This window comes from Nonomuraea sp. PA05, assembly GCF_008086045.1.
Taxonomy (GTDB): Bacteria; Actinomycetota; Actinomycetes; order Streptosporangiales; family Streptosporangiaceae; genus Nonomuraea; species Nonomuraea monospora.
On the sequence record NZ_VSEY01000003.1, the window covers coordinates 1 to 15,347 of the forward strand.

At 67.9% G+C, this 15,347-nt stretch carries 14 protein-coding genes and 1 pseudogene; 12 read left to right on the forward strand and 3 right to left on the reverse strand.

Going from position 1 to position 15,347, the window contains the following annotated elements; genetic code table 11:
- Positions 1 to 142 precede the first annotated feature (142 nt).
- The 7 genes from nuoI to FXF51_RS05130 all read left to right on the forward strand — a co-directional run bounded on the left by nuoI (position 143) and on the right by FXF51_RS05130 (position 7,806).
- Positions 143 to 658 carry an NADH-quinone oxidoreductase subunit NuoI gene (nuoI, locus tag FXF51_RS05100; RefSeq protein ID WP_148433094.1) on the forward strand — a complete coding sequence of 172 codons (516 nt, stop codon included), beginning with the start codon at positions 143 to 145 and terminating at the stop codon, positions 656 to 658.
- Positions 651 to 1,454, forward strand: coding sequence for an NADH-quinone oxidoreductase subunit J (locus FXF51_RS05105; RefSeq protein WP_148433095.1), 804 nt, complete (start codon positions 651 to 653; stop codon positions 1,452 to 1,454). The genes nuoI and FXF51_RS05105 overlap by 8 nt, the downstream gene beginning before the upstream one ends.
- The gene (gene nuoK, locus FXF51_RS05110) at positions 1,451 to 1,747 is read left to right on the forward strand and encodes an NADH-quinone oxidoreductase subunit NuoK (RefSeq protein WP_148433096.1); all 297 of its coding nucleotides are present in this window, start codon (positions 1,451 to 1,453) and stop codon (positions 1,745 to 1,747) included. The genes FXF51_RS05105 and nuoK overlap by 4 nt, the downstream gene beginning before the upstream one ends.
- 71 nt (positions 1,748 to 1,818) lie before the next feature.
- A complete protein-coding gene (gene nuoL, locus FXF51_RS05115; RefSeq protein WP_262379335.1) occupies positions 1,819 to 3,657 on the forward strand; it encodes an NADH-quinone oxidoreductase subunit L in 1,839 nt (612 codons plus the stop codon).
- Positions 3,657 to 5,216 (forward strand): NADH-quinone oxidoreductase subunit M, encoded by a 1,560-nt coding sequence (locus tag FXF51_RS05120; protein WP_148433097.1) that lies wholly within the window; start codon positions 3,657 to 3,659, stop codon positions 5,214 to 5,216. Before nuoL ends, FXF51_RS05120 begins: the two co-directional genes overlap by 1 nt.
- On the forward strand, positions 5,213 to 6,805 hold the full coding sequence (nuoN, locus tag FXF51_RS05125) for an NADH-quinone oxidoreductase subunit NuoN (protein WP_148433098.1): 1,593 nt from the start codon (positions 5,213 to 5,215) through the stop codon (positions 6,803 to 6,805). The genes FXF51_RS05120 and nuoN overlap by 4 nt, the downstream gene beginning before the upstream one ends.
- Positions 6,806 to 6,816: 11 nt before the next feature.
- Entirely contained in the window at positions 6,817 to 7,806 is a 990-nt protein-coding gene (locus tag FXF51_RS05130; RefSeq protein ID WP_148433099.1) for a polyprenyl synthetase family protein, read from the forward strand.
- On the opposite strand, the gene rarD is transcribed toward FXF51_RS05130, so the two are convergent.
- A complete protein-coding gene (rarD, locus tag FXF51_RS05135; RefSeq protein WP_148433100.1) occupies positions 7,782 to 8,714 on the reverse strand; it encodes an EamA family transporter RarD in 933 nt (310 codons plus the stop codon). The two genes, FXF51_RS05130 and rarD, sit on opposite strands and share 25 nt — an antisense overlap.
- A gap of 100 nt (positions 8,715 to 8,814) precedes the next feature.
- Between rarD and FXF51_RS05140 the strand changes: the two are divergent.
- The 4 genes and pseudogenes from FXF51_RS05140 to FXF51_RS05155 all read left to right on the forward strand — a co-directional run.
- Positions 8,815 to 8,985, forward strand: a pseudogene (locus FXF51_RS05140) (peptide-methionine (S)-S-oxide reductase); the annotation flags it as partial.
- Positions 8,986 to 9,362: 377 nt separating this feature from the next.
- The gene (locus FXF51_RS05145; RefSeq protein ID WP_148433101.1) at positions 9,363 to 10,454 is read left to right on the forward strand and encodes a helix-turn-helix domain-containing protein; all 1,092 of its coding nucleotides are present in this window, start codon (positions 9,363 to 9,365) and stop codon (positions 10,452 to 10,454) included.
- Positions 10,451 to 10,807 carry a hypothetical protein gene (locus FXF51_RS05150; protein WP_148433102.1) on the forward strand — a complete coding sequence of 119 codons (357 nt, stop codon included), beginning with the start codon at positions 10,451 to 10,453 and terminating at the stop codon, positions 10,805 to 10,807. The genes FXF51_RS05145 and FXF51_RS05150 overlap by 4 nt, the downstream gene beginning before the upstream one ends.
- Before the next feature lie 467 nt (positions 10,808 to 11,274).
- Entirely contained in the window at positions 11,275 to 12,210 is a 936-nt protein-coding gene (locus FXF51_RS05155) for a GNAT family N-acetyltransferase (RefSeq protein WP_148433103.1), read from the forward strand.
- A gap of 50 nt (positions 12,211 to 12,260) precedes the next feature.
- Here the strand turns inward: FXF51_RS05155 and FXF51_RS05160 are convergent, their stop codons facing one another.
- On the reverse strand, positions 12,261 to 12,941 hold the full coding sequence (locus tag FXF51_RS05160; RefSeq protein WP_148433104.1) for an NADPH-dependent F420 reductase: 681 nt from the start codon (positions 12,939 to 12,941) through the stop codon (positions 12,261 to 12,263).
- Entirely contained in the window at positions 12,938 to 13,834 is an 897-nt protein-coding gene (locus tag FXF51_RS05165) for a helix-turn-helix domain-containing protein (RefSeq protein ID WP_148433105.1), read from the reverse strand. Before FXF51_RS05165 ends, FXF51_RS05160 begins: the two co-directional genes overlap by 4 nt.
- A 79-nt stretch (positions 13,835 to 13,913) precedes the next feature.
- On the opposite strand from FXF51_RS05165, the gene FXF51_RS05170 reads away from it, so the two are divergent.
- Positions 13,914 to 15,344 (forward strand): MFS transporter, encoded by a 1,431-nt coding sequence (locus FXF51_RS05170; RefSeq protein ID WP_148433106.1) that lies wholly within the window; start codon positions 13,914 to 13,916, stop codon positions 15,342 to 15,344.
- Positions 15,345 to 15,347: the final 3 nt, after the last annotated feature.

The following is a 15,347-nucleotide window of genomic DNA, read 5'->3' on the forward strand; positions in this document are numbered from 1 at the left end:
AACCAGCGGCGTAAGGAAGCGAAGAAGGCGCAGGTGGAGGCCGAGTTCGAGGAACTGTCCGAGGAGCCGGCGGCCGGTGGCTTCCCTGTGCCGCCGCTCGACCTGCCGCACTACCACGGGGTGCAGCACAAGGAGATTCCCAGTGGGACTAACTGATTGGCTGAACCCCGTCAAGGGCTTCGGGGTCACCTTCCACACGATGTTCAAGAAGCCCGTCACGACGAACTACCCGGAGGAGAAGAAGCCCACGGCTCCTCGCTTCCACGGGCGTCACCAGCTCAACCGCTGGCCGGACGGGCTGGAGAAGTGCGTCGGGTGCGAGCTGTGCGCCTGGGCGTGTCCGGCCGACGCGATCTACGTCGAAGGCGCGGACAACACCGAGGAGGAGCGCTTCTCGCCCGGTGAGCGCTACGGGCGCACGTACCAGATCAACTATCTGCGGTGCATCCTGTGCGGCCTGTGCATCGAGGCCTGCCCGACTCGCGCGCTCACCATGACCAACGAGTACGAGCTCGCCGACACCAACCGCGAGAGCCTCATCTACACCAAGGAGATGCTGCTCGCGCCGTTGACCCAGGGCATGGAGCAGCCGCCGCACCCCATGCGGCTCGGTGAGACCGAAGAGGACTACTACCGGCTGGGGCGGACCAATGGGTGAGACCATCACTTTCTGGGTGCTCGCCGTCGTCTCCGTCGGCGCCGCGCTCGGCATGGTCTTCAACCGCAAGGCCGTGTACTCCGCGCTGATGCTCGGCACCGTGATGCTCTGCCTGGCCGTCCTGTACGCCGTGCAGGACGCGCCCTTCCTGGCCGCGGTGCAGATCATCGTCTACACCGGCGCGATCATGATGCTCTTCCTGTTCGTGCTCATGCTCGTGGGCGTCGACTCCTCCGACTCCTTCGTGGAGACGCTCAAGGGACAGCGCTTCTGGGCGATCATCGCGGGCCTCGGCTTCCTGGTGCTCATCGTGATGGCCGTCGGCAACGCGATCTTCGCTCCGGAGGTCGGCCTGGCGCAGGCCACCGGGCAGGGCGGCTACATCCGCTCGATCGCGCTGCTGCTGTTCACCAAGTACGTGTTCGCGTTCGAGATCACCTCCGCGCTGCTCATCACGGCCGCGCTGGCCGCCATGGTGCTCGCGCACCGCGAGAAGCTCACCGAGAAGGTCACGCAGAAGGACCTGTCCCGCGCCCGCTTCCTCGGCGACCGCCCCTCGCCGCTGCCGGGTCCCGGCACGTACGCCAGGAGCAACGCCATCGACATGCCGGCGCTGCTGCCCGACGGCTCCGTCGCGGAGGACTCGGTCAACCGCTACATCGCGCGCTACGACGTCGAGCACGACCACCTGCCCGAGGACCCCAAGCTCGCCGAGGCGATCAAGCACACGGCCGAGATCGACGAGGCCCCGACCGAGGCGGAGAAGGACGCCGAGACCAATGAGGTGACCAAGTGACCACGCACTACCTCGTCCTGTCCGGCATCCTGTTCGCCATCGGCGCCATGGGCGTGCTGATCAGGCGCAACGCGATCGTGGTGTTCATGTGCGTCGAGCTCATGCTCAACGCCTGCAACCTCGCCTTCGTCACCTTCTCCAGGCAGGTCGGCAACCTGGAAGGCCAGATCATCGCGTTCTTCGTGATGGTGGTGGCCGCGGCCGAGGTCGTGGTAGGCCTGGCCATCATCGTGACGATCTTCCGAACCCGCAGGTCCGCGTCCGTCGACGACGCGAACCTGCTGAAGTACTGAGGTGACTGGTGGAATCTCATATCGCTGAGATCACGCCGCACACCGGTGGAGTGATCGGCAACGCCTGGCTGATGATCGCCCTCCCGTTGATCGGGGCGTTCATCCTGCTGGTGTTCAACCGGTTCACCAACCGCTGGGGCCATCTGCTGGGCGTGGCCATGTCCCTCGCCTCGTTCGTCGTGGCGGTGCTGGCGTTCTTCGAGCTGATCGGGTTCGGGGCGGAGGAGCGCCGCCGGGCGGTGCACCTGTACGAGTTCATTCCCGGCATGGTCGACATGGGGCTGCTCATCGACCCCCTGTCCATCAGCTTCGCGCTGCTGATCACCGGTGTGGGCTCGCTGATCCACATCTACTCGATCGGCTACATGTCGCATGACGAGCACCGGCGCAGGTTCTTCGCCTACCTGAACCTGTTCGTGGCCGCGATGCTCCTGCTGGTGCTGGCCGACAACTACGTCGGGCTGTTCATCGGCTGGGAGGGCGTCGGCCTGGCCTCGTACCTGCTGATCGGCTTCTGGCAGTTCAAGCCGTCGGCGGCGGTCGCGGCCAAGAAGGCGTTCGTCGTCAACCGCGTCGGTGACTTCGGCCTGCTGGTCGGCATGTTCGTCATCTGGACCACGTTCGGCTCGCTCGCGTTCAAGGACATCCCGGTCAACGGCGCCGAGAGCGGCACCACGCTCGCCATCGGCCTGCTGCTGCTCCTGGGTGCCTGCGGCAAGTCGGCGCAGCTCCCGCTGCAGTCCTGGCTGCTCGACGCCATGGAGGGCCCGACCCCGGTCTCGGCCCTCATCCACGCCGCGACCATGGTCACCGCGGGCGTCTACCTGGTCGTCCGCTCCGGGGCGTTCTTCTTCCCCGAGGGCTCGGGCGCCGCGCTCGCCGTCGCCATCGTCGGCGCGGCCACGCTGCTCGCCGGTGCGATCATCGGTTGCGCCAAGGACGACATCAAGAAGGGCCTGGCCGGCTCGACGATGTCGCAGATCGGCTACATGATGCTCGGCGCGGGCCTCGGCCCGGCGGGGTACGCCTTCGCGATCGGTCACCTGATCACGCACGGCTTCTTCAAGGCCGACATGTTCCTCGGCGCCGGTTCGGTCATGCACGGCATGAACGACGAAGTCAACATGCGCAAGTACGGTGGCCTGCGGAAGTTCATGCCGATCACGTTCATCACGTTCTTCATCGGCTACCTGGCGATCATCGGGTTCCCGCTGCTGTCCGGTTACTTCACCAAGGACGGCATCATCGAGACCGCGGTGCACCACCAGCCGATCCTGGGCTGGCTGGCCGTGCTGGGCGCCGGGATCACCGGCTTCTACATGTCGCGGATGGTCTTCATGACCTTCTTCGGGGAGAAGCGGTGGGCCGACGACGCGCACCCGCACGAGTCGCCGCTCGTCATGACGGTGCCGCTGATGATCCTCTCGCTGGGCGCGCTGGGCCTGGGCGCCTACCTCGTTCTGAGCAACCGCCTCCTGCTGTTCCTGGCCCCGGCCGTCGGCCAGCCCGAGGTTCTGCCGCACTTCGCGCCCTTCGCCCCGTCCGGTCTGGCGACGCTGGGCCTGGTCGCGGTCGGTGTGATCATCGCCTGGATGAGGTACGGCCGGGTCGAGGTGCCGTCGGTGCAGCCGCGCGGCTCCTTCCTCACCACGTTCGCCCGGCGCGACCTCTACGGTGACGCGCTCAACGAGTCGCTCTTCATGCGTCCCGGCCAGTGGCTGACCCGCCTCGCGGTGTTCTTCGACAACCGCGGCATCGACGGGATCGTCAACGGCCTGGCGGCGGGCATCGGCGGCAGCTCCGGGCGCCTTCGGCGGGTCCAGACGGGCTTCGCCAGAACGTACGCGCTGTCCATCTTCATCGGTGCCGCCCTGCTGACCGGCGCCCTGCTCCTCGTTGGGAACATCTGATGTCACCCTGGCTTCCGATACTCATGGCGGTGCCCGTGGTGGGCGCCATCGTGGTGGCCCTGCTTCCCAAGGGCAGTGACAAGCTGGCCAAGCAGGTAGCGCTGCTCGTCTCGCTGCTGGTGCTGGTCCTCACGGGCATCGTGGCGGCCGGGTTCTCGCCGTCCGGCGAGCGCTTCCAGTTCCGCGCCGAGTACAACTGGATCCCGAGCTTCGGCGTGAAGTTCGGGGTCGGCGTGGACGGCGTGGCGCTGGTGCTCATCGCCCTGTCGGCGGTGCTGGTGCCGATCGTGATCCTGGCCTCGTGGCACGATGCCGACGGGGTCAAGACGGCCGACGGCACGGTGATCGCGCCGAAGCGGTCGGTGAAGACGTACTTCTCGCTGCTGCTCGTCCTGGAAGCGATGATGATCGGCGTCTTCGCGGCGACCGACATCTTCCTGTTCTACGTCTTCTTCGAAGCCATGCTGATCCCGATGTACTTCATGATCGGGTCGTACGGCGGCGCCCAGCGGTCCTACGCGGCCGTCAAGTTCCTGCTGTACTCGCTCTTCGGCGGCCTGCTGATGCTGGTCGCGGTCATCGGGCTGTACTTCGTCGCAGGCAAGCAGACGTTCATGTTCCCCGAGCTCGTCGGGGCCATCCAGGACCCGACGATGCAGAAGTGGCTGTTCGGCGGCTTCTTCATCGCCTTCGCCATCAAGGCGCCGCTGTGGCCGGTGCACACCTGGCTGCCCGACGCGGCCGCGCAGGCCCCGGCCGGCGCCGCGGTGCTGCTGGTGGGCGTGCTGGACAAGGTCGGCACGTTCGGCATGCTGCGCTTCTGCCTGGAGCTGTTCCCGGACGCCGCCAAGGCGTTCACGATGCCGATCGTCGTGCTGGCGGTCATCAGCATCATCTACGGCGCCATCGTGGCGATCGGCCAGACCGACATGAAGCGGCTCATCGCCTACACGTCGATCTCGCACTTCGGCTTCATCGTCCTCGGCGTGTTCGCCATGTCGGCCGTCGCCCAGTCCGGCGCGGCGCTCTACATGGTCAACCACGGCTTCGCCACCGGCGCGCTGTTCCTGGCGGCGGGCTTCCTCATCGCCAGGCGCGGGTCGCCGTTCATCAGCGACTACGGAGGCGTCCAGAAGGTCGCGCCGGTGCTCGCGGGCTTCTTCCTGGTCGCCGGTCTGGCCGGGCTCTCGCTGCCGGGCCTGTCGTCGTTCGTCAGCGAGTTCATGGTGATGATCGGCACGTACTCCAGCACCGCCCACGGCTCGGGCGCGCTGACGGTGGCCGCGATCATCTCCGCGGTGGCCGTGATCCTCGCGGCCGTCTACATCCTGTGGATGGTCCAGCGGACCATCAACGGGCCGACGGCCGAGCCGGTCAAGGCGTTCAAGGACCTGAACGCCCGCGAGATCTGGGTGCTGGCCCCGCTGGTCGCCCTCATCATCGGCTTCGGCTTCTTCCCCAAGCCGCTGCTCGATGTGATCAACCCGTCTGTGCAACAGACGCTGACCAACGTGAAGGTGCCCACCTCCACCATCGCTGAGAAGGGGACAGGTCAGTGAACCCCGCCATCGAAGCGCCGACGATCGAGTACGGCACGCTGGCGCCGCTGCTGATCATCTTCGGCGCGGCCTGCATCGGCGTGCTCGTCGAGGCGTTCGCGCCGCGCTACCTGCGCAAGTCCATCCACGTGCCGCTCACGCTGCTGAGCCTGGCCGGCGCGTTCGCGCTGGTGCTGGTGCAGACCGTGCGCGGCCAGGTGTCCACCACGGCCTCCGCCATGGGCGCGGTCGCGGTGGACGGGCCCGCCCTGTTCATCTGGGGCATCATCCTCGTCCTGTCGTTCGTCTGTGTGCTGCTGATCAACGACGAGGGGCACTTCGTGGCCTCCGCCGCGGCCGTGCCGGGCAGTGCCGACGAGGAGGAGGCCGAGGCGCACGACAACGGCACCGGCCACACCGAGGTCTACCCGCTGGTGCTGTTCGCCGTGGGCGGCATGCTGCTCTTCCCGGCCGCGCACGACCTGCTGATGATGTTCGTGGCCCTGGAGGTCATGTCGCTGCCGCTGTACCTGCTGTGCGGCCTGGCCCGCAGGCGCCGCCTCCTGTCGCAGGAGGCTTCCATGAAGTACTTCCTGCTGGGCGCGTTCTCCTCGGCGTTCTTCCTGTACGGCACCGCCATGGTGTACGGCTTCGCCGGCACCGTCTCGCTGCCCGGCATCAACCAGGCCATGGCCGCGGGCAACACGCTCGACCCGCTGCTGCTGGTCGGGTTCGCGCTGCTCGGCGTGGGCCTGCTGTTCAAGATCGGCGCGGCGCCGTTCCAGGCCTGGAAGCCGGACGTCTACCAGGGCGCGCCGACCCCGATCACCGCCCTGATGGCCTCCGGCACGCTGGTGGCGGCCGTCGGCGCCGTGCTGCGGGTGTTCTGGGTGGGTCTGGGCAACCTCGACTGGGAGTGGCGGCCGGTCATCTGGGCCGTCGCCGCGCTCACGATGATCGTCGGCTCGATCCTGGCGATCACGCAGACCGAGATCAAGCGCATGCTGGCGTACTCGTCCATCGCGCACGCCGGCTTCCTGCTGGTCGGCGTGATGGCCACGTACGGCAGCGGTGAGCAGAACGCGGGCTCGCTCAAGGCGATCCTGTTCTACCTGGCGGTCTACGGGATCACCACGGTCGGCGCGTTCGCCGTGCTGACGCTGGTGCGCGACCCGGGCGGCGAGGCGGGGCACCTGTCGCGCTGGGCCGGTCTCGGCAAGCGCGCGCCGGTCCTGTCCGGGGTGTTCGCCTTCTTCTTGCTGGCGTTCGCCGGTATCCCGCTGACCAGCGGTTTCATGGGCAAGTACGCCGTGTTCGCCGCCGCGCTGAACAGCGGCACGCAGCCCGGCGACTCCATGGGCGGCTGGATGGCCGGTCTGGTCGTGGTGGGTGTGGTCGCCTCGGCGGTCGCCGCGTTCTTCTACGTGCGCGTGATCGTGCTGATGTTCTTCAGCGAGCCGGCGGCGGACGGCCCGGCGATCGCGGTGCCCAGTATGGGGACCGTGGCCGTCATCGCGGTTTCGCTGCTGGTTACCGTAGGGGTGGGGCTCTACCCGGAGTCCGTGCTCGGTGTTGCCAACGACGCTGCTAGCAGCCTGTTCATCAGATAAGGGGATCTCGTATGTCTGCGCCTCCCGTGGTTGACCTTCCCATTGCGGACGAGCGGTTGGCGCAGGACGTGGCCAACGGACTGGCCGCAGTCGAGAAGCTCCTGCGCTCGTCGGTGGAGACGGAGGACGCCTTCGTCACCGAGGTGTCCAAGCACCTCATCGAGGCGGGCGGCAAGCGGTTCCGCACCTTGATGCTGCTGCTCGCCGCCCAGTTCGGAGACCCGTCGGCGCCGGGCGTGGTGCCCGGCGCCGTGGTCATCGAGCTGACCCACCTCGGCTCGCTCTACCACGACGACGTCATGGACGAGGCCCCGGTCCGCCGGGGCTCCCCGTCCGCCAACGCCCGGTGGGACAACACCGTGGCCATCCTCACCGGCGACTACCTGTTCGCCCAGGCCTCCGACCTGCTCGCCGACCTCGGCCCCGAGCTGATCCGCATCCAGGCCCAGACGTTCTCCCGCCTGGTGCAGGGCCAGATCCGCGAGACCGTCGGCCCGCGCGCCGACGAGGACCCGATCGCCCACTACCTGGGTGTCCTGGCCGACAAGACCGGCTCGCTCATCGCCGCCTCCGGCCGCTTCGGCGCGCTGCTGTCCGGCTCGCCCGCGGACGTCGAGGAGCGCCTCAGCCGGGCCTGCGAGGCGATCGGCGTGGCCTGGCAGCTCGGCGACGACCTGCTGGACGTATCCTCCACCGGCGCCCAGTCGGGCAAGACGCAGGGCACGGACCTGCGGGAGGGCATCAAGACGCTCCCGGTCCTGTACGCGCTGGCCGCCGACGACTCCCCGCGCCTGACGGCCCTGCTGTCGGGCCCCGTGGCCGAGGAGGACGTCGAGGAGACCCTGACTCTGCTGCGCGCCCACCCCGGCATGGCGCGGGCGCGGGCGGAGCTGGAGGCGTGGGTGAACCGCGCCAGGGCCGACATCTCGGGCCTGCCCGACATCCCGGCCAAGGACGCGTTCCTGTCGCTCTGCGACTACGTGGTCGAGCGCTCCGGCTGAAGCTGCGCTGCTTGGATTCTGCGGGCGGTACGGGTCTTCCGTGCCGCCCGCAGGCTGTCGTAGGTGAACACGGCCAGCGCCAGCCACACGATCGAGAACCCGATCCACCGGCTCGACGGCATGACTTCCTTGGCGACCAGCACCCCGCACGCGAACTGCAGGATCGGCGCGATGTACTGCAGCAGCCCGATCGTGCTCAGCGGCACGCTGATGGCCGCCGCCCCGAAGCAGATCAGCGGCACCGCCGTCAGCAGCCCCGTCCCGACCATCAGCAGCACATGCCCGGCGCCCTCCTGCCCGAACGTCGCCTCCCCGCCCACCTGCAGAAACCCCAGGTATCCCAGGGCGGGCAGCAACATGATCAGATTTTCGACGGCCAGGCTCTCGGTCCCCGCCACCCCGGCCCGCTTCTTGACCAGCCCGTAGATGCCGAAACTGAACGCCAGCGTGAGCGCCACCCACGGCAGCCGCCCGTAGTCGAACGTCAGCACCACCACCGCCAGCGCCCCGAACCCGACCGCCACCCACTGCAGCGGCCTCAGCCGCTCCCGCAGCAACACCACCCCGAACAGCACGTTGACCAGCGGATTGATGAAGTACCCCAGCGAGCCTTCGACGATGTGCCCCGAGTTGACCGCGTAGATGTAGACACCCCAGTTCACGGTCACGAACAGCGCGGCGATCGCCAGCAGGCCCAGCTTGCGCGGCTGCCGTGCGATCTCCTTCACCCACGCCCAGTGCCTGCGCACGGCCAGCACCACCAGAACCGTCACCAGCGACCACACCATGCGGTGGGCGAGGATCTCGATGGCCCCGGAAGGTTTTAGCAGCGGCCAGTACAGGGGGAACAGGCCCCACATGATGTAGGCGGCGATCCCGTACAAGACGCCACGCCGGAGGTCAGGCATGTACCCGATTGTCGGGCCTTACCACCTTAAACACAAATTTGTCTCACTAAGCGGAAATGTGTAGAGGTTCTTAAGTGTTGGGGCAGGTCGCCGACTGTGGCTCGGCTGCTTCTGGGGGGCCGAGTACGGCCTCATGGGGCACACGGAGGCCGTCAGGGTCGTCTTCGATCCGGCCGAGGTGTCCTGCGAGGAGCTGTTGAAGGTCTTCTGGGAGGCGCACGATCCGACCCAGGGGATGCGGCAGGGGAACACCCTGTGCACTATGCCGAGGCTCATAAGGCTACGAACGGTGACTTTCGGACCGGTCCGGGTCTCCGCGTGAGTCCGAAGCGCGGTGGTTGTGTCGTCACGCCTTCCTCGCGCAGTCACGACAGGCGGCATCGCTTAAGTGGTGACCTCGCGACTCATCGTCACAACGGCAAGAAGCCGGGAGCGGCGGGGTTCGAGCGAACGGGTACTGCGTGATCGGCGGTATGGGTGTCACCTGTCACCGAGGTCTTCCCGGCCGTGCCGGCGCGCCCGGAACCACGCCCACCACTCCTCACCGACACTGGGGACACATACCGCAAAAGGCTAGTGGGGGTAACAATTACCGGACGTTGGTCGTACCGCCTCGCGTTCACTACTGACGTGTGCGAATATCGCAACATGAGTGACCGCGCGGAGTGGGCAGACGTCGGCGAGCGGGTACGCGAGTGTCGCATTGCGGCCGATATGTCGCAGGAGCAGCTCGCTGCGGCCCTGAATCTTGATCGGACGATGATCGCGAAGATCGAGCGTGGCATTCGCCGGGTGGATGCCCTGGAACTGTCGAAACTGTCGGCAGTGCTGGATGTTCCGCTGGCCTATTTTCTCAGTCCGCCGCCTCTTATCGTGTCCAGGCGTACCGAAATGGTGGACGACGGAGAGACCGAGGCAGCCCGGCAGTCCTACTCCTTGGAAGTGGCGCTGACCGCATGGCTGAACGACGTCAGGCAGCTCATCGAGAGCGGAACACTTACCGCACCTGCCATCGAGCGCTACGAGGGTCCTGTTCAGGACGTGTCGGACGCCCGTCGGGCGGCTTGGTGGGTGAGGACGCAAGTCGGTTTGGACAATGAGCCGATCGACTCCCTGATGAGGGTGTGCGAGCGTCTGGGGCAACTGATCGCGGTTGTGGATGTGCCAGGCGAAGGAGCATCACTCATCGAAGACGAGCTTGCCGTCGCTGTCGTGAGCAAGCGGGGCAATCCCGGCCGTCGCCGGGCCACAGCCGCTCACGAACTGGGGCACCTGATCATTGGCGACGAGTACTCCACTGATATGGGCGTCCACGTTTCCCGTGACGGGCGAGAAGCGATCGTCGATGCTTTCGCGGCGGAACTTCTCCTTCCGACGCGAGCGGTTACAGCAGTGGGTGGCGGGGCGCTGCACAGGGAGGACCTGGTCGTTCTCGCTGCCCGATACCGGACTTCATGGACTTTGACGATCCGGCAAGCAGTGGAGGCGGGTGCCATCGACAAGGCCACTGCTAGAGGGATGCGGCAACGTACTCCCACGAGGGCGGAGTTGATGGAAGCGGTCGGCTGGGCGCCCCAGCCCGACCTTGAACACGTTCGTGTGCCGCCGAGTTACGCGCATGCGGTGGTGGAGGCGTACAAAAAGGCCCTCATAACAGCGCCTCGCGCGGTCGAGCTCATGCGTGGGCAACTTGTCGCCGCCGATCTGCCCGTACGGGATGAAGCGGAGCTGCAGCCTTGAGCGACTCGGGCCCCGGCCGTGTCCTCGTCTTCGATGCGATGTGCCTCAATCACTTCGCTCGCGCGGAACGTCTGGACGTGTTGCGAGACCTCCTCGTGGATGACACGTGCCTGACCACGCATGTGGTGAGGGAGGAAGTGCGGACCGGCACTCGGACGTATCCGGCTCTTCATGCGGTTCTGAACGCGGAGTGGCTTGCCGTGGCGCGGCTGGACTCGATGGATGAGATCAAGTGTTTCGTCAAGTGGACCAGGCGCATCGGCTCTTCCGAGCGGAACCTCGGCGAAGCCAGTGTATTTCTGCTGCCGAACTGGCACCCGGAGTCGCCGTCACGGATGACCGAGAAGCCGTAGCCGTGGGGCGGGCGCATGGCCTGGAAGTCCACGGCACCATTTGGCTGCTCTCCCGAGCGTGTGATCAAGGGAAGCTCAACGGGGTTGCGGCCGGCAACATCGTGGACTCCCTCGTCGCAACCGGCATGCGCCTGCCTTGTACTGGCTCCAACTTCGATTCTTATGTCCGCCGCCATTTCGGGCCGCTGTCTTGAGCGATGGCTCGGCCTGGATGCGGCTTCAGGCTTCGGGGGCAGGTGGAGCTGAGCCGGTTGGTTCAGGGAGAGATCATGGTTCGCGTCGCCGTCTCCGGGCATCGGGCTTACCGGAAGAGACCGTCGTGCTGATCGATCGGGCGATACGTGAGGTGCTTGACGATGCCGAGGCTCGGCGGCAGGTACCCGTTCGGGTGATCTGGTCAGAGGGAGCCTGGCGGGATTGAGAGGGTGGGAATCGCTCACCCGTTGGGCGAATCGATAGCATTCGGGATGATTTCCTACCGCGCCGTCGCCCCCACGGAACTCGACCGAGTAACCGCCTGGGTCGTCAGCGAGCCCGTCGGCTGGATCCCCGCCGACCGTTATCTCGCAGAGCTGGCCGACCACATGTACCGCCCCGAATGGACCTGGATCGCCGAAACCGGCGGCCGGATGGTCGGGCGGGCGTTGTGGTGGGGGCCGAAGGACAGCGCCCACCCGGTGGCACTCGACTGCCTGGACGTGGATCCAGGCTTGGAAAAGCGTGCGGAGGTCGCTGCTGAGCTGATCAGGGCGGCGCTGGCCGGGTTTCCGAAGCCGGTGCAGTACGCGATCAAGGCGGCCGGCGGCTGGCGGGACGATCCGGTGGTGTCGGCGGCTGTGGAGTGGCGGCGGGCGGCGGGGCATGCGGCGGGGCTCACGCAGGAGGTGGAACGACTGCAGTTCGAGTGGACGCCGGGCGACGGGGTGCCAACGGCGGTGGCCGGGGGGTTGCGGTTCGAGCAGGCGTCCGATGAGGAGTTTCTGGCGGTGTTCGCGAGGATCGCCGAGGGAAGCCTGGACGCTCAGACGCGGGCGAGCCTGACCACGAAGGGGGTGGAGGCGACCGCGCGGGCGGAGATGGACTTCTACCTGGGGGCGCCGGGCAAGCGGGAGTGGTGGCGGATCGCCCGTACGCCCGAGGGGGACGTGGCCGGGATGGCGATTCCGTCGGCGACGCCGTACAGCGTGAATGTGGGGTATCTCGGCGTGGTGCCGGAGCTGCGCGGGCGGGGGCTCGTGGACGAGCTGCTCGGCGAGATCACCCGGATTCACGTGACGAACGGAGCGGCGCGGATCACCGCCACCACCGACGTGGGGAATGGGCCGATGGCGGCGGCGTTCCGGCGTGCCGGGTATCGCAATACGGAGATTCGGATCAATCTGTCCAACGAGTTCGCCGCTTGATCTTGAGGCGTGGCTGCGCGGGGGCCTCGTGGAGGACCCGCTGACGGTCGTCAGCGCTTGGCGGCGTCCAGGTTGGCCCGGATTCGCTCGGCGCCGGCCGGGACGCCCGGCGACTCCCAGAAGTTCGCGCTGTCGCCCGCGTACGAGCCGCCGTACACCGGCGTTCCCGGCTGGAACCGCCACCCCTCCGCCAGCGGGCCCGCGTCCACGGCGTCGTAGCCGATCGCGTCCAGGAACGCGCTCGCCTCCTGCTTGGCGGCGGCGTCGTCACCGGCGATCGGAAGGGCGCTGCGGTCGGACGCGCCGGAGGGGCGGGGTAGCGCCTTCAGATGCTCGAAGTAGATGTTGTTGAACACCTTGACGACCGCCGACGCGGGAAGGTGCTGCTGCAGCAGCTCGCTCGACGTGGTCGAGCCGTCTTCGAGCTGCGCGAAGTCCCCGTCGCGCTGCGAGTAGTAGTTGTTCGTGTCGAGGACGGTCTTGCCGGCGAGCGGCTCCGCCGGCACGTCACGGTAGGCCCGCAGCGGAATACTGACGACGACCAGGTCTCCGGCCGCCGCGGCTTCGGCAGGGGTCGCCGCGCGGGCCTTGGGCCCCAGCTCGGCCACCAGGTCCTGGAGCGTCTCGGGCCCCCGGGAGTTGCTGAGCACGACGTCATAGCCGGCCGCGGCGGAGAGCCGGGCGACGGTGCCGCCGATATGTCCGCTGCCGATGAAGGCGATTGTCGTCATGACCGCCCCAACTGCGGAGGAGGGTGCGGCATTCCCGCCGGAACCGACGGGCGCCGTGTGGTCGTGGCGGCCAGGTGGCGCAGCCTGGCCTCCGATTCTGAGCCCGCCTCGGCGGCGAACAGGTCCATGCCCTGCAGCTCCGGGTCACCTGGCAGGGCGACGAGTTCCGCCGACAGCCGCAGCTCGCCCACGTCGGGGTGGTCGAGGACGTAGTCGCGGTGCGTCGCGGCGGCCACGTGGTGTTCCCGCCACAGCTCGCGGAACTCGGCGCTTTCCTGGAGCAGGGCGTCTACGTGTGCCTTGACGTGCGGGTTCGCCGGGTAGCGGGAGGTCAGGACGCGTAGCTGCGCCACGTGTTCGCCGGCCAGGCGCGGCCAGCGTTCGCCGTGCAGGCGTTTGATCCCGTCGTCCATGAAGATCAGGTGGGCGATCGTCCTGCGTTCGTCGGGGATCGCGGCGAAGTCGGCGAAGACCGCGGCGGCGAGCTTGTTCCAGGCCACGATGTTGGCGTGGCGGCCCAGGACGAAGGCCGGGGTGAGCACGAGTGAGTCGAGCAGCCGTTGCAACCCCGGTCGCACCGCCGTCTGCGGGACGTCGCGGCAGCGGTGCGCCGGGTGGGCCAGCGCGTGCAGGTACGCCCGCTCGTCCACGGTCAGGCGCAGCACGTCGGCGATGGCGTCCAGGACCTCGGAGGAGACGTTCTGACTGCGTCCCTGCTCAAGGCGGGTGTAGTGGGTGACGCTCACGCCGGCCAGCAGCGCCAGCTCCTCGCGGCGCAGGCCGCGCACCCGGCGGGTGTTGCTGCTCGGGAACGGCACGCCGACGTCCTCCGGGCGCAGCCGAGCCCGGCGGGACTTCAGGAACTCGCTCAGCTCAACGCTTCGATCCGACATCCCGCCCAGCCTAGGCAAGAATTGACTAGCCAAGACGCGGGGCTGGTTGCCGGGTGGGGGCTCCCGCAGGCTGTCCGGCATGCGATTCGTCATTCCTCTTGTCCTGCTGGGGCTGGGCAGCATGATCACTGCCCTCGACTTCACCATCGTGTACGTGGCCTTGCCGGAGATCGGCCGTGAGGTGGGGTTCTCGTCCCGTGATCTGCAGTGGGTGGTCAGTGCGTATGCCGTGCCGTTCGGGGGATTCCTGCTGCTCGGTGGGCGTTTGTCGGATCTGCTCGGCAGGCGGCGGATGTTCGTGCTCGGGATGATTCTGTACGGGGCCGCCTCGTTGCTCGGAGGGCTGGCCGATGGGGCTGGGGTGTTGATCGGGGCTCGGGCGTTGCAGGGGGTGGGGGGTGCGGTGTTGATGCCGGCCACCTTGTCGTTGGTGGTGACCATGTTCGAGGAGGGGCGGGCGCGTAATCGGGCCATGACCGTGTGGGCGGTCTGCGGGGCCAGTGGGATGAGTCTGGGGGCGTTGCTCGGGGGTGTGCTGACTGGGGCGTTCGGGTGGGAGGCGGTCTTCTTCGTCAATGTGCCGTTGGCTGTGGTCGCCGTTGTGGGGGCATTCGGGGTGTTGGCGCCGGATGGGGTGGCGGGGCGTGGTGGTGTGATGGCGTCCGGCGCGGGTGGTCGCGGGTCCGATCTGGGTGGGTTTGACCTTCCTGGGGCGTTGACCGGGACCGCCGGGGTGACCGGGCTGGTGTTCGCGATCTCACGCGGCGCCGAGTGGGGGTGGAGCTCCGCCGGGGTCCTGGTGCCGCTGGTGGTGGCGGTGGGGCTGCTCGTCGCGTTCGTCGTGATCGAGGCGCGCAGCCGCAGCCCGCTCATGCCGCTGCGGCTGCTCGCCAACCGCCACACGAGCGCCGCCGCCGGGGCCATCCTGGTGTACGGGATGACGCTGCAGTGCGTGCCCTACTTCCTGACCCTGCACTTCCAGGACGTCCTCGGCTACGACGCCATGCAGGCCGGCCTGGCCTTCCTCGGGCCGACCATCGGCATCGCCCTGGGGAACCTGGCCGGCGAGCGGCTGATCCCGCTGCTCGGGCTGCGCGGCACGTTGCTCCTCAGCGTGCTGGTGGGGGTGGCCGGCACGGTGGTGCTGGCGTTCAGCCTGTCCGCGGACGGTACGTACCTGGGGCTGCTCGCCGGGGCCGTCGGCTTCGGGCTGGGCTCCGGGCTGTCGTTCACCACCATGTTCATCCTTGCCTCGACGGGGGTGGACGGGCATGAGCAGGGGGCTGTGTCCGGGCTTTCGTCCACGGTGTTGCAGGCCGGGAGCGGGGTGGGGCTGGCCGTGCTGGTGGCGGTCGCCGACCGGGGGACCGGCGGTGAGTTGGCCGGGGAGGCGTTGCGAGTGGCCATGGTGGAGGGTCTGCGGACGGCGTTCCTCGTGGCGGCGGGGATCGCGGTGCTGGGGGTGCTGGCGGGGATGGCGATTCCGCGACGGGTGCCTGTGTCGCGGTGAGGG

Excerpts from the sequence above, each read along its gene's own strand:
- FXF51_RS05165 (WP_148433105.1), bottom strand. The coding sequence starts at position 13,834 with ATGTCGGATCGAAGCGTTGAGCTGAGCGAGTTCCTGAAGTCCCGCCGG.
- FXF51_RS05120 (WP_148433097.1), top strand. The coding sequence starts at position 3,657 with ATGTCACCCTGGCTTCCGATACTCATGGCGGTGCCCGTGGTGGGCGCC.
- FXF51_RS05145 (WP_148433101.1), top strand. The coding sequence starts at position 9,363 with ATGAGTGACCGCGCGGAGTGGGCAGACGTCGGCGAGCGGGTACGCGAG.
- FXF51_RS05130 (WP_148433099.1), top strand. The coding sequence starts at position 6,817 with ATGTCTGCGCCTCCCGTGGTTGACCTTCCCATTGCGGACGAGCGGTTG.
- FXF51_RS05155 (WP_148433103.1), top strand. The coding sequence starts at position 11,275 with ATGATTTCCTACCGCGCCGTCGCCCCCACGGAACTCGACCGAGTAACC.
- nuoL (WP_262379335.1), top strand. The coding sequence starts at position 1,819 with ATGATCGCCCTCCCGTTGATCGGGGCGTTCATCCTGCTGGTGTTCAAC.
- rarD (WP_148433100.1), bottom strand. The coding sequence starts at position 8,714 with ATGCCTGACCTCCGGCGTGGCGTCTTGTACGGGATCGCCGCCTACATC.
- FXF51_RS05105 (WP_148433095.1), top strand. The coding sequence starts at position 651 with ATGGGTGAGACCATCACTTTCTGGGTGCTCGCCGTCGTCTCCGTCGGC.
- FXF51_RS05170 (WP_148433106.1), top strand. The coding sequence starts at position 13,914 with ATGCGATTCGTCATTCCTCTTGTCCTGCTGGGGCTGGGCAGCATGATC.
- FXF51_RS05160 (WP_148433104.1), bottom strand. The coding sequence starts at position 12,941 with ATGACGACAATCGCCTTCATCGGCAGCGGACATATCGGCGGCACCGTC.